Origin of the sequence: Paenirhodobacter sp. (assembly GCF_047600745.1) — a bacterium.
Taxonomy (GTDB): domain Bacteria; phylum Pseudomonadota; class Alphaproteobacteria; order Rhodobacterales; family Rhodobacteraceae; genus Rhodobacter.
The window spans coordinates 700884-724680 of the sequence record NZ_JASGKI010000004.1; the positions used below are offsets into that span (position 1 = coordinate 700884).

General features: G+C 68.0%; 26 protein-coding genes. 20 read left to right on the forward strand and 6 right to left on the reverse strand.

What is annotated here, in order from left to right; genetic code table 11:
- Positions 1-76 precede the first annotated feature (76 nt).
- Positions 77-1099, forward strand: a complete 1023-nt coding sequence (ilvC, locus tag QM789_RS12110; RefSeq protein ID WP_420352149.1) for a ketol-acid reductoisomerase — start codon at positions 77-79, stop codon at positions 1097-1099.
- Between the two features lie 73 nt (positions 1100-1172).
- Here the strand turns inward: ilvC and QM789_RS12115 are convergent, their stop codons facing one another.
- Positions 1173-1382: a hypothetical protein gene (locus QM789_RS12115; protein ID WP_420352150.1), complete on the reverse strand. Its 210-nt coding sequence runs from the start codon at positions 1380-1382 to the stop codon at positions 1173-1175.
- Between the two features lies 1 nt (position 1383).
- Entirely contained in the window at positions 1384-1902 is a 519-nt protein-coding gene (locus QM789_RS12120; RefSeq protein WP_420352151.1) for a glycoside hydrolase family 108 protein, read from the reverse strand.
- 123 nt (positions 1903-2025) lie between these two features.
- Between QM789_RS12120 and QM789_RS12125 the strand changes: the two genes are divergently transcribed.
- The 7 genes from QM789_RS12125 to QM789_RS12155 are packed head-to-tail and all read left to right on the forward strand — an operon-like array spanning position 2026 to position 9204.
- Positions 2026-2427 carry an NUDIX hydrolase gene (locus tag QM789_RS12125; RefSeq protein WP_420352152.1) on the forward strand — a complete coding sequence of 134 codons (402 nt, stop codon included), beginning with the start codon at positions 2026-2028 and terminating at the stop codon, positions 2425-2427.
- A 54-nt stretch (positions 2428-2481) separates the two neighbouring features.
- Positions 2482-3318, forward strand: a complete 837-nt coding sequence (gene pdxY / locus QM789_RS12130; RefSeq protein WP_420352153.1) for a pyridoxal kinase — start codon at positions 2482-2484, stop codon at positions 3316-3318.
- Positions 3319-3349: 31 nt separating this feature from the next.
- On the forward strand, positions 3350-4294 hold the full coding sequence (locus tag QM789_RS12135) for an ABC transporter permease (protein WP_420352154.1): 945 nt from the start codon (positions 3350-3352) through the stop codon (positions 4292-4294).
- The gene (locus QM789_RS12140) at positions 4291-5106 is read left to right on the forward strand and encodes an ABC transporter permease (protein WP_420352155.1); all 816 of its coding nucleotides are present in this window, start codon (positions 4291-4293) and stop codon (positions 5104-5106) included. Before QM789_RS12135 ends, QM789_RS12140 begins: the two co-directional genes overlap by 4 nt.
- Positions 5103-6683 (forward strand): ABC transporter ATP-binding protein, encoded by a 1581-nt coding sequence (locus QM789_RS12145; protein ID WP_420352156.1) that lies wholly within the window; start codon positions 5103-5105, stop codon positions 6681-6683. The genes QM789_RS12140 and QM789_RS12145 overlap by 4 nt, the downstream gene beginning before the upstream one ends.
- Positions 6680-7702, forward strand: a complete 1023-nt coding sequence (locus tag QM789_RS12150) for a P1 family peptidase (protein ID WP_420352157.1) — start codon at positions 6680-6682, stop codon at positions 7700-7702. Before QM789_RS12145 ends, QM789_RS12150 begins: the two co-directional genes overlap by 4 nt.
- 23 nt (positions 7703-7725) lie before the next feature.
- Complete coding sequence (locus QM789_RS12155) at positions 7726-9204, forward strand: NAD-dependent succinate-semialdehyde dehydrogenase (protein ID WP_420352158.1); 1479 nt, start codon at positions 7726-7728, stop codon at positions 9202-9204.
- Positions 9205-9673: 469 nt separating this feature from the next.
- On the opposite strand, the gene QM789_RS12160 is transcribed toward QM789_RS12155, so the two are convergent.
- Positions 9674-10429, reverse strand: a complete 756-nt coding sequence (locus QM789_RS12160; protein ID WP_420352159.1) for a DUF1013 domain-containing protein — start codon at positions 10427-10429, stop codon at positions 9674-9676.
- Between the two features lie 133 nt (positions 10430-10562).
- On the opposite strand from QM789_RS12160, the gene QM789_RS12165 reads away from it, so the two are divergent.
- Positions 10563-11186 (forward strand): ribonuclease T2 family protein, encoded by a 624-nt coding sequence (locus tag QM789_RS12165; RefSeq protein WP_420352160.1) that lies wholly within the window; start codon positions 10563-10565, stop codon positions 11184-11186.
- A 6-nt stretch (positions 11187-11192) separates the two neighbouring features.
- On the opposite strand, the gene QM789_RS12170 is transcribed toward QM789_RS12165, so the two are convergent.
- Positions 11193-13139, reverse strand: coding sequence for an FAD-dependent oxidoreductase (locus QM789_RS12170; RefSeq protein WP_420352161.1), 1947 nt, complete (start codon positions 13137-13139; stop codon positions 11193-11195).
- Positions 13140-13264: 125 nt separating this feature from the next.
- Between QM789_RS12170 and QM789_RS12175 the strand changes: the two genes are divergently transcribed.
- From QM789_RS12175 to QM789_RS12215, 9 genes are all read left to right on the forward strand, one after another.
- Positions 13265-13834: a helix-turn-helix domain-containing protein gene (locus tag QM789_RS12175; protein ID WP_420352162.1), complete on the forward strand. Its 570-nt coding sequence runs from the start codon at positions 13265-13267 to the stop codon at positions 13832-13834.
- Between the two features lie 369 nt (positions 13835-14203).
- On the forward strand, positions 14204-14395 hold the full coding sequence (locus QM789_RS12180) for a hypothetical protein (protein WP_420352163.1): 192 nt from the start codon (positions 14204-14206) through the stop codon (positions 14393-14395).
- Between the two features lie 17 nt (positions 14396-14412).
- A complete protein-coding gene (locus tag QM789_RS12185; protein WP_420352164.1) occupies positions 14413-15402 on the forward strand; it encodes an ABC transporter substrate-binding protein in 990 nt (329 codons plus the stop codon).
- Position 15403: 1 nt separating this feature from the next.
- The gene (locus tag QM789_RS12190) at positions 15404-16180 is read left to right on the forward strand and encodes an ABC transporter ATP-binding protein (RefSeq protein WP_420352165.1); all 777 of its coding nucleotides are present in this window, start codon (positions 15404-15406) and stop codon (positions 16178-16180) included.
- 1 nt (position 16181) lies between these two features.
- Positions 16182-16982, forward strand: coding sequence for an ABC transporter permease (locus tag QM789_RS12195; RefSeq protein WP_420352166.1), 801 nt, complete (start codon positions 16182-16184; stop codon positions 16980-16982).
- A 70-nt stretch (positions 16983-17052) separates the two neighbouring features.
- A complete protein-coding gene (locus QM789_RS12200; RefSeq protein ID WP_420352167.1) occupies positions 17053-18042 on the forward strand; it encodes an isopenicillin N synthase family dioxygenase in 990 nt (329 codons plus the stop codon).
- A 58-nt stretch (positions 18043-18100) separates the two neighbouring features.
- Positions 18101-19000 carry a LysR family transcriptional regulator gene (locus tag QM789_RS12205; RefSeq protein WP_420352168.1) on the forward strand — a complete coding sequence of 300 codons (900 nt, stop codon included), beginning with the start codon at positions 18101-18103 and terminating at the stop codon, positions 18998-19000.
- 21 nt (positions 19001-19021) lie between these two features.
- Positions 19022-20350 (forward strand): cytosine deaminase, encoded by a 1329-nt coding sequence (locus tag QM789_RS12210; RefSeq protein ID WP_420352169.1) that lies wholly within the window; start codon positions 19022-19024, stop codon positions 20348-20350.
- Between the two features lie 348 nt (positions 20351-20698).
- Positions 20699-21010 carry an NAD(P)-dependent oxidoreductase gene (locus QM789_RS12215; protein ID WP_420353303.1) on the forward strand — a complete coding sequence of 104 codons (312 nt, stop codon included), beginning with the start codon at positions 20699-20701 and terminating at the stop codon, positions 21008-21010.
- Between the two features lie 181 nt (positions 21011-21191).
- Here QM789_RS12215 and QM789_RS12220 read toward each other — a convergent pair whose 3' ends face one another.
- A complete protein-coding gene (locus tag QM789_RS12220; RefSeq protein ID WP_420352170.1) occupies positions 21192-21536 on the reverse strand; it encodes a hypothetical protein in 345 nt (114 codons plus the stop codon).
- Complete coding sequence (locus QM789_RS12225; RefSeq protein WP_420352171.1) at positions 21493-21867, reverse strand: hydantoinase/oxoprolinase N-terminal domain-containing protein; 375 nt, start codon at positions 21865-21867, stop codon at positions 21493-21495. Before QM789_RS12225 ends, QM789_RS12220 begins: the two co-directional genes overlap by 44 nt.
- Positions 21868-21933: 66 nt before the next feature.
- Here QM789_RS12225 and QM789_RS12230 point away from each other — a divergent pair, with 66 nt between their 5' ends.
- Both QM789_RS12230 and QM789_RS12235 read left to right on the forward strand, forming a co-directional pair.
- Complete coding sequence (locus tag QM789_RS12230; protein WP_420352172.1) at positions 21934-23319, forward strand: M20 family metallopeptidase; 1386 nt, start codon at positions 21934-21936, stop codon at positions 23317-23319.
- Entirely contained in the window at positions 23316-23588 is a 273-nt protein-coding gene (locus QM789_RS12235) for a hypothetical protein (RefSeq protein WP_420352173.1), read from the forward strand. Before QM789_RS12230 ends, QM789_RS12235 begins: the two co-directional genes overlap by 4 nt.
- Positions 23589-23797 lie beyond the last annotated feature (209 nt).

Below are 23797 nucleotides of genomic sequence, written 5' to 3' on the forward strand. Positions count from 1 at the left end.
AGCAAAAATCCTCAAACATTGATCTGAACGATTTCGCCACCCGCCTATCCTGTCGGCAGCAAAACCGGAGGAACCGATGCGCGTTTACTATGATCGCGATTGCGATGTGAACCTGATCAAGGACAAGAAGGTCGCCATCCTGGGCTATGGCTCGCAAGGCCACGCCCATGCGCTGAACCTGCGCGATTCGGGCGCGAAGAACGTCGTCGTCGCGCTGCGCGAAGGTTCGGCCTCCGCGAAGAAGGCCGAAGGCGAGGGCCTGAAGGTCATGGGCATCGCCGAAGCCGCCGCCTGGTGCGACCTGATCATGTTCACCATGCCCGACGAACTTCAGGCGGAAACCTACAAGAAATACGTCCATGACAACCTGCGCGAAGGCGCGGCGATCGCCTTCGCCCACGGCCTGAACGTGCATTTCGGCCTGATCGAGCCGAAAAAGGGCGTGGACGTCATCATGATGGCGCCGAAGGGCCCCGGCCACACCGTGCGCGGCGAATATGTCAAGGGCGGCGGCGTGCCCTGCCTCGTCGCCGTGGCGCAGGACGCGACCGGCAAGGCGATGGATGTCGCGCTGTCCTACACCTCGGCGATCGGCGGCGGCCGTTCGGGCATCATCGAGACCACCTTCCGGCAGGAATGCGAAACCGACCTGTTCGGCGAACAGGCGGTGCTCTGCGGCGGTCTGGTCGAGTTGATCCGCATGGGCTTTGAAACGCTGGTCGAAGCGGGCTACGAACCCGAGATGGCCTATTTCGAATGCCTGCACGAAATGAAGCTGATCGTGGATCTGATCTACGAAGGCGGCATCGCGAACATGAACTATTCGATCTCGAACACCGCGGAATATGGCGAATACGTCTCCGGCCCGCGCGTGCTGCCCTACGAAGAGACGAAGAAGAACATGAAGGCCGTGCTGGCCGACATCCAGAACGGCAAGTTCGTGCGCGACTTCATGCAGGAAAACACCGTCGGGCAGCCCTATTTCAAGGCCACCCGCCGCCTGAACGACGAGCATCCGATCGAACAGGTCGGCGAAAAGCTGCGCGCAATGATGCCCTGGATCGCCAAGGGCAAGCTGGTCGACAAGGCCCGCAACTAAAAAACGCCCCCCCGGCGGATCGCCGGGGGACGCGGGTCTGCCGGCCTCTGGGTCGGCAGGCCGTTCCGTGGTCTCAGGTCCGCCAGCCCATCTTCTTCGCAATCGCATAGATCACTTCGGTGACCGAGCCGAGCATCACGCCCGCGGCCACCGTCACCGTTTCGATGATGACCGGATCGACCGCCAGTGCCGTGCCGGTATCGGCCCCGATCAGCCCCTTGGCGACCAGCGCGCCGGAGATATAGCGCAGCACATTGCGGATGATTGTCGGATTCAGGGTCATGTCAGGCTCCTTTTGCCATGGTCAATGCCACCTGCTCGACCCGGTTCAACCGGCTGGACCAGCCGCGCCCGAAGGTCGCCCAGGTCGAGAGGGAAATCAGAAAGGACTTGCGCGCCTGAAGCGCGCGCGCGATCGCCTCGGGGTGCCGCGCCGTCTGCGCCGCCTCGATCGTGCGGGGACCGATCCGGCCATCGGCCAGGACGCCAACCGCCGATTGCAGCCATTTCGCCGCCCGCCCGGGGCCGGAATTCACCGCCGCGTCGAAGGCCACGAGATCGAGCCCCGCGGGCAGATCGTCGCCCCGCATCCGGTCCCAGTAGCCCGCGCGGTAGATCCGCGCGACCTCTGCGTCCGGAATGGCGCGCAGGTCGGCCTTCGTCGCGCCGGGGTGGTATTTGCGGTAGGTGTCGAGGGTGATCCCCTTCATCGTCGCGCCGCCCGGATCGGCGGGATGGTCGGACCACCCCCCCTCGCTCAGCAGGATCTGAGCCAGACAGGCGGCGAAATTCTCCTTCGCCATCAGGGTTCTCCATTGAAAAGTCCGGCGATTATCCTGCGAAGGTGTTCCCTACGGGTGAGCCCTGCGCGCGTTCCCCTTTCGCCCCGCCCCGAAACGCCCTAGACTGCCCGCGAAGGAGCCCCCATGCCCCGCCCCGTTCCCGCCGTGATCGCCGTCGCCCTGCGCGGCACTGATGTGCTTCTGGTGCAGCGCCGCAACGCGCCTGATGCCGGGCTGTGGGGCTTTCCGGGCGGCAAGATCGAGCCGGGCGAAACCCTGACCGAGGCCGCCCTGCGCGAATTGCAGGAGGAGACCGGCCTGACCGGCCGCGCCGGAGAGGTGATCACCGCGCTCGACGCCCTGAGCCATGCGCCGGACGGCACGCTGGCGCATCACTACGTCCTGATCGCGGTGCGGATTTCGGGCGTCACCGGCGCGCCGGTCGCGGCGGATGATGCCGCCGATGCCCGCTGGGTGCCGCTCGCGCGGATCGCGGAACTGCCGCTGAGCCGCGATGTCGCGCGTCTGGCCCATGCGGCGGTCTGACCCTTGCGCCGGGACGTGAACCGGGCCAGACCGGTCGAAACGAAAGGAACCGCCATGCCGCCCCTCGTGATCTCGATCCAGAGCCAGGTCGTTTTCGGCCATGTCGGCAATTCCGCTGCGGTCTTTCCGATGCTGGCGGCGGGGATGGAGGTCGCGCCGATCCCCACGGTCCTGTTCTCGAACACGCCGACCTATCCGACCCGGCGCGGCACCGCGCTGCCGCCCGAGATGTTCGCGGACCTGCTTCTGGGGGCGGAGGAGCGCGGCTTGCCCGAGCGCGCGGCCTATATCGTCACCGGCTATTTCGGTTCGCTCGAAGTGGCGAAGCTGACCGCCGGTTTCGTGCGCCGGGCGAAGGCCGTCAATCCCGCGCTGCGCTATCTGTGCGACCCGGTGATCGGCGACGAAGCCCCCGGCCGCTATGTGCCCGAGCCGATTGCCGAGGTGATCCGTGACGACCTGCTGCCGCTTGCCGATATCGTCACGCCGAATCCCTTTGAACTGGGCTGGCTGTCCGGCCAGCCGCTGACCCGTCCGGAGGATCTGCAACGGATGCCGGGGCGCCTGCGGCTGAACCCCGGCGCGGTGCTGATCGCGACCGGCTGCCGCCTGCCCGATACCGCGCCCGGCCATATCGAAACCGTCGTGGTCGCGCCCGAAGCGATCAGCCGCCATCCGGTCCGCAAGCTTCCCGTGGCGCTTGGCGGAACGGGGGATCTGTTCGCGGGGCTGATCGTCGCGGCGATGGGGCGTAACACGCCGCTGCCCGCCGCCGTTGACGCGGCGCAGGCGCAGATGACCCGCGCCATCCTTGAGGCGCAGCGCCTTGGCCGCACCGAGGTCGCGCTCAGCGATCCCGCCTTCCGCGCCGCCCTGCTCGACGCCCCTTGACCCGCGCCTCCTCGCACGCGAGGCTGCGCCGATGGGACGCTATATCCTCACCCGCATCCTGACGCTCGTGGCCAGCCTGCTCGCCGCGAGCGTGGTGATTTTCGCGGCGGTCGAGGTGGTGCCGGGCGATCCGGCGGCCTTCATGCTGGGCATGAACGCGGCGCCCGATACCGTCGCCGCACTGCGCGACCAACTGGGCCTGAACGAGCCGCTGGTCTGGCGGTATCTGCATTGGATCCAGGGGTTTCTGACCGGGGACATGGGGCTGAGCTATACCTACAAGGCCCCCGTCGCCGGGCTGATCGCCGACCGGCTGGCGGTGTCGCTGCCGCTGGCGGGGATCGCGCTGGTGCTGTCGGCGGCGGTGGCGCTGCCGCTCGGGCTGATCGCGGCGGCGCGGCGCGGGCGGGGCACGGATACGGTGGTGATGGGCATCGCGCAGGTCGGCATCGCGGTGCCGAATTTCTGGTTCGCGATGCTGCTGGTGTTGCTGTTCGCGCTGCGGCTGCGGATCCTTCCGGCAGGCGGGTTTCCGGGCTGGACGGATCCGGTGGCGGCGCTGCGCGCGCTGATCCTGCCCGCCGTGGCGCTGGCCCTGCCGCAGGCGGCGATCCTCGCGCGGGTGCTGCGCTCCGCCCTGATCGAGACCTTCGATCAGGACTACATCCGCACCGCCCGCGCCAAGGGCCTCAGCCGCAGGCAGGCGATCACCCGCCATGCCCTGCGCAACGCCCTGATCCCGGTGCTGACGATCCTGGGCATGCAGTTCGCCTTTCTCCTGGCGGGAGCGATCATCATCGAGAATGTCTTTTACCTTCCGGGCCTTGGCCGGTTGATCTTTCAGGCGATCACGCAGCGCGACCTGATCGTGGTCGAATCTGCGGTGATGCTGCTGGTCGTGGCGGTGATCGTGGTCAGCTTCCTCACCGATCTGGCCTATGCCGCCGTGGACCCCCGGCTGAGGCGCCCGGCATGAGGCCCGGCCTCGCCCTTGGTGCCGCGCTGACCGGCACGGCGCTCGCCGCCGCGCTGCTCTCGCTGGTCTGGACGCCCTGGGATCCGGCGGCGCTCTCGGTCGCGCAGCGGCTGAAGCCGCCATCCGGCGCGCATTGGCTCGGTACGGATCAGCTGGGCCGCGATATTCTCTCGATGCTGATGGCGGGGGCGCGGACCTCGCTTGCCGTTGCGGCGCTGGCAGTGGCGATCGGCGCCGGGATCGGCGTGCCGCTCGGCCTTGCGGCGGCGGCGCGGCGGGGGGGCTGGCTTGATGGCGCCATCGCCCGGCTGAACGACCTGATCTTCGCCTTCCCCTCGCTGGTGACGGCGATCCTGATCACCGCGACCTTCGGCCCCTCGGCCCGGAACGCGATCCTCGCCATCGGCATCTTTAACATCCCGGTCTTTGCGCGCGTGGCGCGGGCGGGCGCGCTGAGCCTCTGGACGCTCGACTATATTCGCGCCGCGCGGGTCGCGGGCAAGGGCGCCGCGCGGATCAGCGCCGAACATATCCTGCCCAATATCGCCAGCCTGCTGATCGTGCAGGGCACGATCCAGTTCAGCCTTGGCATCCTTGCCGAAGCGGGGCTGAGCTATGTCGGCCTTGGCGCACAGCCCCCCACCGCCAGTTGGGGCCGGATGCTGGCGGATGCGCAGACGCTGGTGACGCTCGCGCCCCATGTCGCGCTGTTTCCGGGGCTGGCGATCGTCGTCACCGTGCTGGGGCTGAACCTGCTGGGCGACGGGCTGCGCGACGCGCTCGACCCCCGGCTGCGGGAGCGCGCGGCATGAGCCTTCTGGAGATCGACGGGCTTTCCGTCCGGATCGGCGGGCATCCGGTGCTGAAGGGCATCACCCTGACCGTCGCGCCGGGGGAGGTGCTGGGCATCGTCGGCGAATCCGGCTCGGGCAAGTCGATGACGGCGCTTGCGGTGATGGGCCTTCTGCCCGAACGGGCGCAGGTCAGGGGCGCGGTACGGCTGGACGGCACCGATCTGCTCGCCCTGCCCGAACCGCGGATGTGCCGGATCCGCGGCAACCGGATCGGCATGATCTTCCAGGAGCCGATGACCGCGCTCAACCCGCTGATGACGATCGGCGATCAGGTGGCGGAGTCCCTGATCATCCACGGCAAGGCCCGCCGGGCCGAGGCGCTGCGCCTTGCGCGCGAACGGCTGGACCGGGTGGGCCTGCCCACCGCGCGCTTCCCGCTGGGCCTTTATCCGCACGAACTCTCGGGCGGGCAGCGGCAACGGGTGGCGATCGCGCTGGCCATCGCGCTGCGCCCGCAACTGCTGATCGCGGACGAGCCGACGACGGCGCTCGACGTCACCACCCAGGCCGGGGTGCTGGACCTGCTGCGCACCCTGGCGCGGGAGGAGGACATGGCGCTGATCCTGATCACCCATGACCTTGCGGTGACGGCGGGGATGGCCGACCGGGTGGCGGTGATGCAATCGGGCCGGGTGGTCGAGGAGCGCCGGACCGAGCGGCTGTTCCGCGCGCCCGAGCAACCCTATACCCGCGCGCTTCTGGCGGCGTCGGAGCCGCGCCCGGCGCCGGTCTCTCAGCCTTCGGGCGAAGCGCTGCTGACCGTGGCACAGGCCCGCCGCAGCTACCGCCTGCCGCGCCCGCATCTGTTCGCGCCGCATCCCACGCTGCGCGCCGTCGATGACGTCAGCTTCACCCTGAACGCGGGCGAGGCGCTTGGCCTCGTCGGCGCCTCGGGCTGTGGGAAATCCACGCTGACGCGGGCGGTTCTGGGGCTGGAGGCGCTGCAATCGGGCAAGATCACGCTGGCGGGGGCCGAGGTGTCGCCGCGCATGCCCCCCGACGCCCGTGCCGCGATGCAGGTGGTGTTTCAGGATCCCTACGGCTCCTTCGACCCGCGCCAGAAGGTAGAGACGCTGGTGGCCGAGCCCTTTCACCTGACCGGCCGTCCCGCCGACTGGCGCGAGCGGGTGGCGCAGGCGATGGAGGAGGTCGGCCTGAACCCCGCCCATCACAGCCGCTACATCCACGAATTCTCCGGCGGGCAGCGGCAGCGGCTGGCCATCGCCCGCGCGCTGATCACCCGGCCCCGGCTGATCGTGCTGGACGAGGCGGTTTCGGCGCTGGATGTGCGGGTGCGCGAACAGGTGCTCGATCTGCTCGCGCGGCTGCGGATCAGCCACGGCCTCGCCTATCTGTTCATCTCGCATGACCTGTCGGTGGTGCGGGCGGTCACCTCGCGCTGTCTGGTGATGGACGCCGGACGGATCGTCGAGGAAGGCCCGACCGAAACCCTGTTCCGCGCCCCGCAACACCCGGTCACGCAGCGGCTGGTCGCCGCCGTGCCGCAGATCCCCGCCGCATGGAGGCAGACATGAAACCCGGCCCGCGCAACCTGATCACCGATGTTCCCGGCCTGCTGGTCGGCAATGCGCAGGATCCGGCGCTGCGCTCCGGGGTGACGGTGCTGACCGCCGCGCGCCCCTTCACGGCGGCGGTGCATGTGATGGGCGGTGCGCCCGGCACCCGCGAAACCGACCTGCTCGCGCCCGACAAGCTGGTGGCGGAGGTCGATGCGCTGGTGCTTTCGGGCGGGTCGGCCTTCGGGCTCGATGCCGCATCGGGGGTGGCGGACGCCCTGCGCAAGGCCGGGCGCGGCTTTGCCGTGGGCGACATCCGGGTGCCGATCGTGCCGGGCGCGATCCTGTTCGACCTGCTGAACGGTGGTGCCAAGGATTGGGACGAAAACCCCTATCCCGCGCTTGGTCGCCGCGCGCTGGCGGCTGCGGCCCCGGAGTTCGCCATCGGCACGGCGGGCGCGGGCTATGGCGCGATGACCGGCACACTGAAGGGCGGGCTGGGGTCGGCGTCGGCGGTGCTGGGAAATGGCCTGACGGTGGGGGCGCTGGTCGCGGTCAATGCGCTCGGCTCCGCCACGGTGGGCGACGGGCCAGAGTTCTGGGCCGCGCCCTGGGAGATGGCGGGCGAATTCGGCGGGCGCGGCGCGGCGACCACCTTTCCCACCGATGAGCCGAAGCCGATGAAGCGCACCGGCGAGGCCACTACCATCGCCATCGTCGCCACCGATGCCGCCCTGACCACGGCGCAGGCGCAGCGCATGGCCGTCGCCGCGCATGACGGCATGGCCCGGGCGCTGGTGCCCTCGCATACGCCGCTGGACGGCGATCTGGTCTTTGCCGCGGCGACCGGCGGGCGGGCGCTGACGGATCCGGTGGCGGACAGCTTCGCGCTTGGCCATGCCGCCGCCTGTTGCCTTGCGCGCGCCATCGCCCGCGCCGTCCATGCCGCCCGGCCGATACCGGGGGATCTGCAACCCTGCTGGCGGACGCGCTTCGATCCGGTGGATGGACAAACAACGCGCAACGTGTTTCCTTAGAGGAAAATCTCCGGGAGACGTCCATGCTCGACACCGCCACCGACCTCAAATCCCTGCTCAAGGATCCCTCGCTGCTGGCGACGCAAGCCTATGTCGGCGGCGCCTGGATCGACGCCGACGATGGCGCGACCTTCGCGGTGATCAACCCCGCGCGCGGCGATGTCATCGCCCATGTGGCCGACCTTGGCCGGGCCGAGACCGCCCGCGCGATCGAGGCCGCCCGCATCGCGCAAAAGGACTGGGCCGCGCGCACCGCCAAGGACCGCGCCCAGGTGCTGCGCCGCTGGTTCGACCTGATGATGGCGAACCAGGATGACCTCGGGCTGATCCTGACCGCCGAAATGGGCAAGCCGCTGGCCGAGGCGAAGGGCGAAATCGCCTATGGCGCCGCCTTCATCGAATGGTTCGCCGAAGAGGCGAAGCGGATCTATGGCGAGACCATCCCCGGCCATATGCCCGACAAGCGCATCACCGTGCTGAAACAGCCGATCGGGGTGGTGGGGTCGATCACGCCGTGGAACTTCCCGAACGCGATGATCACCCGCAAGGCCGGCCCGGCGCTGGCGGTGGGCTGTGCCTTCGTCGCGCGCCCGGCGGAACTCACGCCGCTTTCGGCGCTGGCGCTCGCGGTGCTGGCGGAACGGGCGGGGCTGCCCGCCGGGGTGTTCTCGGTGGTGTCATCGTCGCGCGCCGCCGACATCGGCAAGGAGTTCTGCGAAAACCCGACGGTGCGGAAACTGACCTTCACCGGCTCGACCGAGGTCGGCCGGATCCTGCTGCGGCAGGCGGCGGATCAGGTGATGAAATGCTCGATGGAGCTGGGCGGCAACGCGCCCTTCATCGTCTTCGACGACGCCGACCTTGACGAGGCGGTCAAGGGCGCGATGGCGTCGAAGTTCCGCAACAACGGCCAGACCTGCGTCTGCGCGAACCGGCTTTATGTGCAGGCCGGGGTCTATGACGCCTTCGCCGAAAAGCTCGCCGCCGCGGTCCGGGCGCTGAAGGTCGGCGACGGGCTGGAACCCGGCACCGAAGAAGGCCCGCTGATCAACGACAAGGCCATCGCCAAGGTCGAGAGCCACATCCGCGACGCGCTGGACAAGGGCGGCAAGGTGCTGACCGGCGGCCAGCGGCATGCCCTCGGCGGCACCTTCTTCGAGCCGACCGTGATCACCGGCGTCACCCAGGAAATGAAGGTCGCGACCGAGGAAACCTTTGGCCCCGTCGCTCCGCTGTTCAAATTCGACACCGAGGAAGAGGTGGTCGAAATGGCGAACAGCACGATCTTCGGCCTCGCCTGCTATTTCTACGCGCAGAACATCGGCCGGATCACCCGGGTGCAGGAGGCGCTGGAATACGGCATCGTCGGCGTCAACACCGGCCTGATCTCGACCGAGGTCGCCCCCTTCGGCGGGGTCAAGCAATCCGGCCTCGGGCGCGAGGGATCACATCACGGCACCGAGGACTATCTGGAGATGAAATACATCTGCCTCTCGGTCTGATCCACCCGCGCGGGGGGCTGTCGAAGGCCAGCGCCTGAAACTCCGCCCGCGCGCCGTCTGACCCACCCGCGCGGGGTTGCCGGAACACCCCTGCCCCCGGGCGAGCGCCATGCGGACCGCCAGGGGAGCGGGCGACCGGCCCCAAGGCTCGGCGATCGGCCCGTTGCCATCCACGCCATCAAAGAGGGATGACGTCAGGCGTGCCGACCGGCGCGGTGGTCGCGTCTATCCGCGCGGGGGCTGAGCGGTGGATTGCCATACGCGGGGTTCACCGTCCGGCAGCCCGATTGCCCCGCCCGCGGCGACGCGCGCATGCGATGGTCCCGCCCGCGCCGGGGCGTCCGTCATTGCCGCGCCATCAAGGCGGTGCCCCCTGCGCCAAGACGCCCGTCTTCCCCGAAAGGTCTCCGGATCAGCACCCGCCCGCATATGAAAAAGCCGCCCCGAAGGGCGGCCCGGAAGCCCCCGCTCAGGCGCGGGGATCTTCGTCCTCTTCCTCGTCCTCGCCATGCGGCAGGTTGAAGAAGCTGTCGGCATCCGAATAATCCTTCGGCTCCTTGCGCTCTTCCTCGCCCAGCGAGAAATTCTCCAGCCCCGAAATCGACGACGGCATGCGCGGCTCGGTGCCCATGCCCAGCGACTGCTCGGTCGAGACCAGCTTGCGGCGCTCGTCGTCGCTCATCACGCCCTCGGCGGCGCGCTTCTTCGCGGCCTTCTGCACCTCGGAATCCAGTTCCGACTGCCGGCACAGGCCAAGCGCCACCGGGTCGATCGCGGTCATGCTCTGGATGTTCCAATGCGTCCGGTCGCGGATCGAGGCGATCGTCGGCTTTGTCGTCCCCACCAGCCGCGCGATCTGCGCATCGGCCAGTTCCGGGTGGAACTTCACCAGCCACAGGATCGCATTCGGCCGGTCCTGCCGCTTCGACAGCGGCGTATAGCGCGGGCCGCGGCGCTTGTCCTCGCCCACGGCGGCGGCGTTGAACTTCAGCTTCAGCTTGTAGATCGGGTCTTTCTCGCCCTTGTCGATCTCTTTCTGCTCCAGCTGGTTGTGCGCGATCGGGTCGAAGCCCTTGACGCCCACGGCCACGTCGCCATCGGCAATACCCTGCACTTCCAACTCGTGCATGCCGCAGAAATCCGCGATCTGCTTGAAGGTCAGCGTCGTATTGTCCACGAGCCACACGGCGGTGGCCTTGGCCATCAGGGGCTTGTTCGTCGTCATCACGGCATCCTTTGCACAAATCTCTCCCGGGCCGGGAAATCGGCTGCGGCGGGGTCGCTCCCTTTCCGCGGTCCATTTCTGGTGGGGAATTGGTCCGCTATATAGGCTGAAAACGACAGGAGGGAAAGCACAAATGCAATTCGCGGCGGTCATCGCGCTGCTCTGCGCCGGTCCGGCCCTTGCACAGGGCGAGCGCGCGGGGCGGTTCGACTATTACGTCATGGCGCTGAGCTGGTCGCCCGCCTGGTGCGCGACCGAGGGCAAGGGCCGCGGTGCGCCGCAATGCCGCGAGCGGGCGGATTTCGTGCTGCACGGCCTCTGGCCGCAATACGAACGCGGGTATCCGAGCTACTGCCGTACCACGCAGCGCGATCCGTCGCGCGTGCAATCGGCGGCGATGGTGGATGTGATGGGCACCGAGGGCGCCGCCTGGTATCAGTGGAAGAAACACGGGCGCTGTTCGGGCCTCACGGCGGCGGATTACTATGCGCTGGCGCGGCGGGCCTATACCCGTTTCGCGATCCCCGAGGTGTTCCGCAAGCTCGACCGTGACGTGAAGCTGCCCGCTTCGGTGGTGGAGGAGGCATTCATCGAGGCGAACCCCGGCCTGAGCCGCGACATGGTGACCGTTACCTGCGATCAGGGCCGGATCGAGGAGGTGCGGATCTGCCTGACGCGCGAGTTGACCCCCCGCCCCTGCGGCGCCGATGCGCTGCGCGATTGCCGGATGAAAGACGCGCTGATGGAGCGCCCCTGACCACCCTCAGACCCTGCGCCCGGCGATCATGCCTTCATACACCGCTTCCTCCGCGGTACGGGGGGCCAGCGCATCGCCGACCACATGGCAGGCGATCCCCAGAGCCGCGATGTCCCCGGCGAGGTCATCGACCGGCTGGTGCCCCGTCGAAAGAACCAGCGTATCCACCCCGTCGATCTCCATCGCCTCGCCCGAGGCGGTATGTTGCAGCACGACCGTCGCGCCGGAGGTTCCGACCAGCCGGGCATAGGGCATCACCACGACACCCAGCCGGTGCAGCGATGCCGCCGTCGCATCGCGGACGTAGAACGGCAGGCTTTCGCCCATGTGCAGCCCGTTCACGGCCAGCGTCACCCGGCTGCCCGCCCGCGCGGCGGCCTCGGCCAGACCGGGGCCGATCCAGTCCGCGCGCCAGTCGACCACCACCACATGCGCCCCGATCCGCGCCGTGCCGCGCAGCACGTCCCAGGCGGTCAGCACCTGCATCTCGCCGTCCGTCTCCATCTCCGGCACGAAGGGGCGCGCACCTGTGGCGAGGATCACCGCATCGGGCGCGAACGCCCGCACCATCGCCGCATCGACCGGGGTGTTGCGGCGGATCTCTACCCCCGCCAGATCGCATTCGCGCAGCAGATTGGTGACGATCCCGCCGAATTCCGCCCGCTGCGGCAGGAGTTGCGCCAATAGCGCCTGCCCGCCGGGGCGCGCGGCCTCGAAGAGCGTGACCTGATGGCCCCGCGCCGCCGCCGTGGCCGCCGCCTTCAGCCCCGCCGGGCCGCCACCGATCACCATCACCCGCCCCGGTGCCGTGGCGGGAGGCAGCGTGCCGAACGCCAGTTCCCGCCCCGACTGCGGGTTCTGGATGCAGGAAATCGGCAGGCCCCGGTGGAAATGGTGGATGCAGGCCTGATCGCAGGCGATGCAGGCGCGGATGTCGTCCACCCGCCCCTGTGCCGCCTTTTCCGGCATCAGCGGATCGCAGATCAACGCCCGGGTCATGCCGCAGACATCGGCATCGCCGCGCGCGATGGCGGCTTCGGCCTCCTGCGGCTGACTGATCCGGCCAACGACGAAGACGGGGATATTCAGCGCCTGTTTGTAGGCCCGGGCCTCCGGCGCGACATAGGCGGAGGGCAGGTTCATCGGCGCCGCGATATGCACCGCCCCGCCCAGCGAGGCCGAAGTGCCCACCGTGATCGAGAGATAATCCAGATCCCCCTGCAAGGCCGTCATCGCGGCAAGCGTTTCGCTATGCGTCAGCCCCTCCTCGTCCTTCTCGCTCGCGGACAGGCGGATGCCGATCAGGAACTCCGGCCCCGTCGCCGCCCGCATCGCCGCCAGCGCCTCGCGCAGGAAGCGCAGCCGGTTTTCCGCGCTGCCGCCATAGGCATCGCTGCGCCGGTTGATCCGGGGGTTGAGGAACTGCGCCGGCAGATAGCCATGCGAGGCAACGAATTCCACCCCGTCCAGCCCCGCCGCATGGATCCGCCGCGCGGCCTCGGCATAGCCCTGAACCACCTCGGCGATCATCGCGGGGTCCATCGCGCGCGGCATCACCCGGAACCGCTCGTTCGGCGCGGCGGAGGCAGACCAGGCCACCGCCAGAAAACCATCGGCGCTTTCCATGATCTCCCGCCCCGGATGGAACAGTTGCGCCACCACGGCGGCGCCATGGGCATGGCAGGCCGCGGCGAGGCGACGATAGCCGGGAATGCAGTCATCCGACGTCGCCATGATCAGATGCGAGGTATAGCGCGCCGTCTCATGCACCCCGGCCACCTGCGTCACGATCAGCCCGGCGCCACCCCGCGCCCGCGCCTCCTGATAGGCGATATAGGCATCGCCGATCAGGCCATGCTCCGGCAGGCAGGTGTCATGCCCCGAGGACATGATCCGGTTGCGCAGGGTGACACCCCGGATCGTCAGCGGCTGGAACAGGTGGGGAAAGGTCATGGCGCGGCTCGTCTGGCGTGGCTGATGGGGAAGCCTGTCATGGCCAGTAAAATTTTCAACATGTTTTTTTACTGGCCCGGGCGGCGGCGCCCCCCTATCGTGGCGCGGCACGATAGGAGACGGCCATGGATGACGCGCCCGCCGAAATTCTGGGCGACCGTGTGCGCGACCTGCGCAAGCGGCGAAAAATGACGCTGGCGCAGTTGGCCGAGCGCTGCGGGCTGTCCACCGGCTATCTGAGCCTGATCGAACGCAACCTTGCGCAGCCGTCGATCAACGCGCTGGTGTCGATCGCGCAGCAGCTTGGGGTGACGGTGCAGTGGTTCTTCTCCGGCACGGAGGCGGCGGTGCCCGAGGCGGAACGCGGCTATGTCGTGCGCCGGGCGAACCGGCTGCGGGTGGAATACGAACAGGGGATCGTGGATGAACTCCTGACGCCGAAGATGTCGCTGGCGCTGGAGATGATCCAGTCGCGCCTGCCGCCCGGGACCGAGGCGCGGCAGAGCTACAGCCACGAGGGCGACGAGGTGGGCCTGGTGCTGAGCGGGCGGCTCGACCTGTGGGTGGGGGAGCGGCACCTGCGGCTGGAGGCGGGGGACAGCTTTTCCTATTCCTCGCGCGAGCCGCACCGCTATGCCAACCCCGGCCCCGAAGATGCGGTGGTGATCTGGGCGATCAGCCCGCCGGGCTATTGAACCGGACAGAAAATTCCGCTGAACCGGGTCGGGCGGCCGTTCCGATCGCACTGCAACATCCACTGATTTTTCGCCGCAGTGATCGCAAAATCAGAACGGTTTAAAAATGGGCGAAAAACGACGGATGTAATCCACCGCCGCCCTGCGAAGAAGTCTCATAAGTATTTGTAAAATACATATGTTTTGAAACAGCCCAAAGGATGGACTGTCCCGGCGGTGTTTTCAGGTCAATCCGTGGGCAGAAATCGGAAACATGGATTTCCGTTGCGGGTTTGGCGGCACAGCCCGCATAGTCGGGGCTGCGAGTAGAAGCCGTCGGGACAGATCCTGGACATTGCTCGACGGAAACCCTGTCGGACGGACCTGCACATGATCGCCAATGCCATGACAACAGATGAAAATATTCTGAATACCGCGAAAGTCTCCGCGCATCGCTGCATCGGTTGCCTGCGTGGCGCCGATGGCGGCAAGCGGGACTGCGCGATCCGCCACCTGCTGGCCGATGGCTTCACGCCGGAGGCGATCACCTCCGCCGAACTGTTCTTCAAAACCGCACACTGAACCCGAAAGGTCTCGCCATGCTGCCCCAACGGCTCGCCGCCCCTGTTCTTGCGCTCGCCACGCTGACCGCGCCTGCCCTTGCCGCCGACAAGGTTACCTATCAACTCGACTGGCTGCCCGGCGGCGACAAGGCGCCGATCTACGTCTGCATCGCGCAGGGGTTCTGCGCCGATGCCGGGATCGAGGTGACGATCGCGCCGGGGCGGGGCTCCACCGATGCGATCTCGCGGCTTTCGGCCGGGTCGTCGGATATCGGCGTGTCGGACATCGGTGCGCTGATGGCGGCGAAGGCACGGGAGGGCGTGGGCATCACCGCCGTGCTGTCGATCTTCAACAAGGGGCCGCATGCCTTCTACACCGTCAAGGGCAGCGGCTTCGACAGCGTGGCGGAGGTGAAGGGCAAGGCGATCGCCACCTCTCCCTTCACCTCCTCGAACGTGTTCCTGCCGCTCGTGCTGAAGGATGCCGGAGTGCCGGAGGACGAGGTGAAGGTGATCAAGGCCGATCCCGGCGCGCTCGGGCCGATGCTGATGACCGGGCAGGTCGATGGCATCATCGCCTGGATGACGGACCTGACCCGCTACACCAATCAGGGCAAGGAGGCCGGGAAGGAGATCCAGGCGCTGCCATGGTCGACGGCGGGGCTGAACCTTTACTCCGCCTCGCTGATCGCGAATGACGATTTCCTCGCCAATCGGCCCGATGTCGCGCGCCGCTTCGTGGCGGCCTTCCGCAAGTCGATGCAGTTCGCGCAGGACAACCCGGCCGAGGCCGCGCGCTCGGTGACCGCGCTGGTGGCGGAACTGGGGTCCGAGGATGTGCAGGGCTCGCTCAACGATACGCTGCCGCTGATCTTCAACGAGGTGACGGAGAAGGACGGGCTGGGCGTTTTCGAACCCGGGCGGCTCGCGGAAACCTGGGCGCGCGTGTCGGCGGCACAGGGGATCGACCCGGCCAGCTATGACGCCGAAAAGACCGTCACCCGCGCCTTCATCCCGGGGAACTGACATGCAGCCCACCCCGGCCATCCGTTTCACCCGCGCGGGGCAGGTATTCGACACCCGCTCCGGCCAGACCGAGGCGCTGCGCGATGTCAGCTTCGAGGTCGCCCGGCATGAATTCCTCGCCGTGCTCGGCCCCTCGGGCTGCGGCAAATCGACGATCCTGCGAATGATCGCGGGGCTGCTGACACCGACGCGCGGCGAGGTCGCGGTCTTCGGCCTGCCGGTCAGCGGCCCGCGCGAGGATATCGGCATCGTGTTCCAGAAGCCGACGCTGCTGCCCTGGGCGACGGTCGAGGACAACGTGACCTTCCCGGTGCGCCACAAACGCGGCCGGGTCAGCGCGGCGGATCGCGACCGGGCGCGGGATCTGTTGCAGATGGTCGGGCTGGAGGGTTTCGGCAAGCGCCTGCCGGACGAGCTTTCGGGCGGCATGCAGCAGCGGGTGGGCATTGCCCGGGCGCTGCATATGGACCCGGACATCCTGCTGATGGACGAACCGTTTTCCGCGCTGGATGCGCTGACGCGCGAGGTGATGGGGTTCGACCTGCTGGACATCTTCGCGAAACGGCCAAAGACGGTGGTTTTCATCACCCATTCCGTCTCCGAAGCCGCGCTGCTGGCCGACCGGGTTCTGGTGATGACCGGACGGCCGGGCACGGTGCTGACCGAAATCCCGGTGCCGGCGGGCCGTCCGCGCGGGCCGGAAACCATGAAGGATCCCGCGATCAATGACCTCGCCGCCCATCTGCGCGACCTCCTCCTCCGGCCGGAGGCGGCCTGAGATGGAGCTTCGCCCCTCCGACCGCTCCGCCTGGCTGCGCCAGATCGGCCGCCTGCCCGGCCTGTCCACCGTCGCGACACTGGTTGTCGTCGTGCTGATCTGGGAGGCGGTGGTTCGGCTCCTCGCGATCCCGTCCTTCCTGCTGCCCGCGCCCTCGGCGATCTTCGGCTCCTTCGCGGCGATCCCGGCCAGCCGCTGGGCGCTGCATATCTGGGCAACGCTGCGGGTCGCGCTGCTGGGCTTCGGCCTGTCGATCCTGGTGGCGATCCCCCTTGCCGTGATCATGATGCGCTCGCCCTTCCTGTCGCGCACGCTCTATCCGCTGCTGGTGGTGGTGCAATCGACGCCGGTCGTCGCCATCGCGCCGATCATCATCGTGGTGCTGGGCGCGGGCGATGCGCCGCGGATCGTGATCACCACGCTCATCACCTTCTTCCCGATGGTGGTTTCGACCGCGACGGGCCTTGCCGCGACACCGCCCGAACTGATCGAACTGTCCCGCTCGCTGCGCGCCTCGGGCTTTCGCGAGATGACGCAGATCCGCCTGCCCTTCGCTGTGCCCTATATCTTCTCGGCGCTGAAGATCTCGATCACGCTGGCGGTGATCGGCGCGGTGGTGGCGGAGTTCTGCGCCTCGGATGCCGGGGTGGGCTATTTCATCCAGTTCTCGACCTCGCTGTTCAAGCTGCCGCAGGCCTGGGCCGGGCTGATCGTGCTGGCTGCGATGTCGCTGATCCTGTTTCAGGCGGTCGTGCTGGCGCAACGGCTGCTGTTCCCCTGGAGCCTGCCGCGCAAAGGCTGACCCCATTTCCCCCGGAGTAGAAGCGGTCGGGTGCGCCCGGACATTGCTCCTCAACCCCAAGGAGACGACCATGACCCAGAAAGACTATGCCCTTGCCGAACTGAACAAGGAAGCCACCATCGGCGGCGAAGGCACCACCATTGCCCGCGCGGTGCCCGCGATCGACCTGTCGGATTTCGACAACCGCAAGCAGGAGATCGCGGATGCGCTGTGGGAAGCCTCGACCGGTATCGGCTTTTTTCAGGTTTACAACCACGGCATCCCGCAAGAAGACATCGACGCGGCCTTCGACAACGCCTGGGATTTCTTTGAACTGCCGACCGAGGTGAAGGCGCAATATCCGATGCCGAAGGGCGTCAACGCGGGCTGGGAGTTCAAGGCACAGGTGCGCCCCTCGACCGGCACGCCCGACAACAAGGAAAGCTATCAGGTCACCCGCCCGCTGATGGAGGGGAAATGGCCGACCGAGGAAGAGTTCCCCGGCTTCCGCGAAAAGGCGCTGAAATTCGAGCGGCAGAACTGGGAACTCGGGATGCGGATCCTGTCCTGCTTCGCGCTGAAGATGGGTTTCGCCGAGGATTTCTTTACCAAGGCGCATGATCCGGACTCGGATCAGTATCAATCCACGCTGCGGATGATCCATTACATGTCGATGGAAGACGCCAAGCCCGAGGATTTCAAGGCATGGCGTGCCGGGGCGCATTCCGATTTCGACGTGCTGACGATCCTGCACCAGAAAGAAGGCGAAGGCGGTTTGCAGGTCTGCCCGGGCAAGGATGCCGCCTCTGGCGCCTGGACCGATGTGCCGCCGCAGAAGGGCTATATCACCTGCAACATCGGCGACATGCTGATGCGCTGGTCGGACGATCAGCTGCAATCGACGCTGCACCGGGTGCGGATGCCGCATGAGGGCGAATATATGGGGCGCCGCCTGTCGCTGCCGTTCTTCTGCCAGGCGAACCGCGATGCGCTGATGGTCGGCCCCTTGGGCAAATACGAGCCGATGACCGCGGGCGATTACCTGACCATGCGCATCAACGCCAATTTCGCGAAGAAGTGAGGCGTTGAAGATGGTCCTTCCGGATGGCATCGTGACGCCGACAGATCCCGGAAGGACCATGCTGCACGGACGCGCGCTGCGCTACATCGACGAAATCGCCCGGCAGGGCTCGATCCGCAAGGCGGCGAAGGAGCTGCATATCGCGGCCTCGGCGATCAACCGCCATGTGATCGAGCTGGAAACCGAACTCGGCGCGCCGATCTTTGAACGGCTGCCGCGCGGGCTGAAGCTGACCTCGACCGGGGAATTGCTGCTCGCCCATATCCGGGAAACGCTGCGCGCCCATGACCGGATGCGGGCACAGATCCAGTCGCTGCGCGGGCTCAGCCGGGGCGAGGTGGCGATCGCGACGATGGCGACGCTCGCCGCCGGGCGGCTGGCCGATGTCGTCGCCGCCTATCGCGAGGCGCATCCGCTGGTCAGCCTGCGGATCATGGTCGGCGACCGCGCCGGGGTGACGGAGATGGTCGCCTCGGGCACGGCGGAGATCGCGCTGGCCTACAACCTGCCGCAGGACAGCCGGCTTCAGCGCGCGGCAGAGTTCCAGCACCGTCTGGGCGCCGTGGTGGCGAAGGAACATCCGCTGGTGCTGAAGAAATCTGTGCGGGTGGCGGATTGCCTGAACTACCCGCTGGTGCTGGCGGATAAAACCTCCTCGCTGCGCGACCTGATCGACAAGCTCGCCCCGGCGAATGTCGCGGTCGTGCCCGCGGTCGAGACCAATTCGATGGAGCTGATGAAGCGCCTGGTCCGGCAGTCGGCCCATGTCACCTTCCTGAACCGCGTCGACGTGGATCAGGAACTGCGCGACGGCGACCTTGCCTTCCTGCCGCTGATCGGCGCGGCGGGGCGGCAGCGGCTCAGCCTCGTGCATCGTTCGCGCGGTTCGCTCTCGCCTGCGGCGAGCCGCTTCATGCAATTCGTGCTGGATCATTTCGGCGGGTCCGAGACCCCCTGATCCGGCGGATCGGACAAGACCATGAACAACCTGAAGATGATGACGGGGCGCGGGGCGCTGGTGCTGCACCATGCGCGGGTGCCGGTGTGCCTGCTGGCCGGGGGGGCGCCCGCGGGCGTTCCGGTGGCGGCGGATGGCACCGCGCTGGTGGATATCCGGATCGCGGATGGCGTGGTGGTGGCGGTGACCGCGCCCGGCGATACGGGCCATGATCTGGCGGGGCGGCATGTCTGGCCGATGCTGATCGACATGCACGCCCATCTCGACAAGGGGCATATCCTTGGCCGCGCGCCGGATTCGGGCGGCACCCATCCCGGCGCGCGCGAGGCCACGACCCGCGACCGGATCGCGCATTGGACCCGCGAAGACCTACTGCGGCGGATGGACTTCGCCCTTGCCTGTGCCGAGGCGCATGGCGTCGCCGCGATCCGCACCCATCTGGACAGCCACGAGGGTCAGGGCGAAACCACATGGGGCGCCTTCGACACGATCTGCGCGCGCTGGTCGGACAGGGTGGCGCTGCAAGGGGTGGCGCTGGTGCCGCTCGATGCCTATCGCGGCGATTACGCGGTGCAACTGGCCGATCTGGTCGCAGCGAAGGGCGGGCTTCTGGGCGGCGTCACCCGGGCGACGGGGGGCACGCATGGCGGCGGGCTCGATGACATCGACGCGCTGCTCGACCGGCTGTTCACGCTGGCGCGCGAACGGGATCTGGATGTCGATCTGCATGTCGACGAGGCCGCCGAGGCCGATGCCCTGCCCCATGTCGCCCGCGCGGCGATCCGGCACGGCTATCAGGGCCGGGTGACCTGCGGCCATTGCTGTTCGCTGGCGCTCCTGCCCGAGCGTGAGGCCGCGCAGGTGATCGCGCTGGTGGCCGAGGCCGGGCTGTCGCTGGTCACGCTGCCGACCGTGAACATGTATCTTCAGGACCGTCGGGCCGGGCGCACGCCGCGCTGGCGCGGGGTGATGCCGGTCCAGGAATTGCGCGCGGCGGGCGTGCCGGTCGCCGTGGCGGGCGACAATACCCGCGACCCATTCCACGCCTATGGCGACGGTGATATGCTGGACACTTGGCGGCAGGCGGTGCGGATCCTGCATCTCGACCACCCCTTCGCCGATGCGCCCGCGCTGGCGGGGCCGGTGCCCGCCGCGATCACCGGCCTCGCTGCCGGCAGCATCGCCGCCGGGCGCCCGGCCGATCTGATGATCTTCGACGCCTGGAGTATGGACCAGTTGATCGCGCGGCCACAGTCGGACCGGATCCTGTTGCGGCGCGGGGCCTATAGCGCGGCGCGGGCGCCGTCATACGCCGCGCTTTCTCCCCCTGACCGCCCACGCAACGGTTGATCCCGCGTGGCTCAGGGGCGGCTCCGTCCCGTGACAAGCTGAGCCAAAGGGCGTCGCAGCATCCCGCCCCGAGGCAGCCGGCTGATCGCCACATGTTCCGTGGGGCATGACCAGCGCGGCCGCCCGCCACGGCATTGCAGTGATCCGATGTTCTCCCCCGCGCCAAAGCCGACATGACGCTGCTGCCGATGCCGGGCGCGGGACTATGCCCGGGTCATGGAGGACGGCTGGCCGCGCGGCTTTGCGCTGAACGAGATGCTGGGCAAGGATCTTGCCCGGCATCGTCGGTATGGGCCGGATCGGGCGGGCCGTCGCCCATCGTGCCCGCGCCTTCGGCATGCGGATCGCCTGTCACAACCGCCTCCGCCTGAGGCCGGTACGGATTATGTCTCCGATCTCGACGCGCTGATCGCCTGCGCGGATACGCTCAGCCTGAACCTCCCCGGCGCACGTTTCGCCCGGATGAAACCCGCGGCGATCTTCGTCAATCCCGCGCGCGGCAGCCTGGTGGACAAAGAGGCGCCGATCGGCGCGCTGGCCTCGGGGCAACTGGCGGGGCTGGACGTATTCCGGAACGAACCCGCCTATGGCCTGCACCGGTGCCAGCGCGCCGAACATCGCGTCGATCACCCGGTAGCCGGTGCGACAGGATGGAATTGACCACCGTGCCCTTCGGCGCGCTCACCGTCATCACCCGCTCGAACCCGTGGCAATTCGGGATATCCGAGCGCAGCGCAGTATGAAGCCCTGGTAAAGGGCAGCGGCGTGTTCATGCCCCCCTTGACCTGCGGTCAGGAGCCGGTGCAATCCCCCGTGATCGTATCGCCCTAGATCTCCGGCGTCACGCAGATGCCGATCGGCTCCGGATCTTCGCCCAGCCCACCGATATGCGACAGGTGCCGTCGGGCAGGCCGACCAGCCGGCTGCTGAACGAGTCGAGATACCCCTTCACCGGCTGCCCGACGCAGGAGCCGATCACCGTGATCGAGGTCCGCTCATAGTCCCGGATCTCGGACAGCACATCGACCGAAAGCGACACGAAGACCCCCGGCAGGTGTTCGGCCAGAAGCGCGCCGATACGGCATTCATGCGCCGGATTGGCGTAGGAATGCAGCGGGCAGCCCCCGCGCGGATAGCCACCATCACCCCCGCCTCGTTCCGCGGAGTCCGGACATTGCCGCGGCAACCCATCCGCTCCGTGACCTCGAAACGCCATTTCCGCGGGCTGAGCGCGGGGGCCTTTCGTAAAGCGGATCATGACATCGCAGCACCCGGATGCGCCGCATCTCCAGCACGTCGCGGAAACCCTCGGTGATGATCAGCGCGCCCTCCAGGAGCGCATTGGTGGCGACGGTGCAGGCATGCGCGCCGGGCGCGAGCCCCTCGACCGCGATCGGTTCGAGGATCCCCTCCGCCACCCCACCCGCGTAATCGTCGGTTGTCGAGGCGACCTTGCGCGTGGCGATGGTGGCCGCAATCCGCAGGCTCTGCCCTTCCCCCTGCGGAGGGCGCGGCATGACGCCTTCGCCTGCCGCTCCCTACGGTGCCGCCCCCCCAGACATTCCCGCAGAATCGAGGACGAGATGAGCATCCGTGACGCGGCGCTGAGCCATAGCGCGACCTATTTCGACGCGGGCGGTTTTGCACGCGAACTGGCGGCGCTGGTCGCCGTTCCGAGCGAAAGCCAGGATCCGCGGGGCGGGCCCCATCTGATGGACTACCTGACCGGCCATATGGTGCCGATGCTGGAGGAGATGGGCTTTGTCTGGCGGATCCATGACAATCCCGTCACGGGGGCCGGGCCGCTGCTGACGGCGGAGCGGATCGAGGATCCTTCGGCGCTGACGGTGCTGACCTATGGCCATGGCGATGTGGTGCGCGCGCAGGAGGGCCAGTGGCGCGCGGGGCTTGCCCCGTTTACCCTGACCGAGGAAGGTGATCGCCTTTATGGCCGGGGCGCGGCGGATAACAAGGGGCAACACCTCGTCAACCTGCGCGCCTTCTCCGCGCTGATCGCGGCACAGGGAAAGCTGGGGTTCAACGCGAAAATCCTGATCGAAATGGGCGAAGAGGCGGGATCGCCCGGGCTGAAACAGTTCTGTGCCGAACAGCGCGATCTGCTGAAATCGGATGTCCTGATCGCTTCGGACGGGCCGCGGCTGTCGCCCGAACGGCCGACGATCTTCACCGGCTCGCGTGGCGGCGTGACCTTCGATCTGCTGGTCGATCTGCGCGACGGCGCGCATCATTCGGGCAATTTCGGCGGGCTGATCGCGGACCCGTCGATCATTCTGGCCCATGCGCTGGCCACGATCACCGATGCGCGGGGGCAGATCCTGATCCCCGAATGGCGCCCCGACAGCCTGACCCCGCGCATCCGCGAGGTGCTCTCCGTCCTGCCGCCGGTCGAGGCGGGGATCACGCTCGACCCCGACTGGGGCGAAGAAAGCCTGACCCCGGCGGAGCGCGTCTTCGGCTGGAACAGCTTCGCCGTTCTGGCGATGAAATCCGGCGTGCCCGAGGCGCCGGTGAACGCCATCGCCGGCCATGCCCGCGCGACCTGTCAGTTGCGCTATGTGGTCGGCACCGATCCGGACGACATCGTTCCCGCGCTGCGGCGCCATCTGGCGGCCCGGGGCTTCGGCGCGGTGCAGGTCATCGCCGCCGACCGGGGCACCTTCCCGGCGACGCGGCTCGACCCGGATCACCCCTGGGTGCGCTTCACCGCCCGGTCGCTGGAACAGACGACGGGCTTCGCGCCGCATCTGCTGCCGAACCTCGGCGGGTCGCTGCCGAACGACTGTTTTGCCGAAGTGCTGGCGCTGCCGACGATCTGGGTGCCGCACAGCTATGCGGGCTGCAACCAGCACGCGCCGAACGAACATGTCCTGAAGCCGCTGATGCGGCAGGCGCTGCTGGGCATGACCGGGGTCTTCGCCGATATCGCGGTGGGCAAGGCACCGGCATGATGCTCCTGCTTGCGGTGATCGCGGTTGCCGGGGGGTTGGCGGGGATCATATCGGGGCTTCTGGGCGTGGGCGGGGGGATCATCCTCGTGCCCGCGCTGTTCTATGTCTTCGGCGCGATGGGCTATCATTCGGACCAGTTGCAACTGGTGTTCGGGGAGATCGGTGTGAAGATGGTGCATCGGCTCAGCCCGGCGCAGCTGCGCACCGTCTTCGCCTGCACCATCCTCCTGCTCGCAGGAAACATGCTGCGAAAGGCGCTCATGGGATGAGCGCGGCGCGGTGCACAACGCGGCGCCGGGGTGGCCCCGACAGGGCGCGCCGAGGCCGAAGCACCGGCCTGTATCCCCGGCCCATGGCAAGGACGCCCCGAAGGCGGTCGTGCACTCTCCCGACAGGAAACGGACTGATAGTTAGGGGCAGAAAACGCGTCCAAACGTCAAAAGGCAGCCCAAAGGCTGCCTTCTGCAAACATATCTTC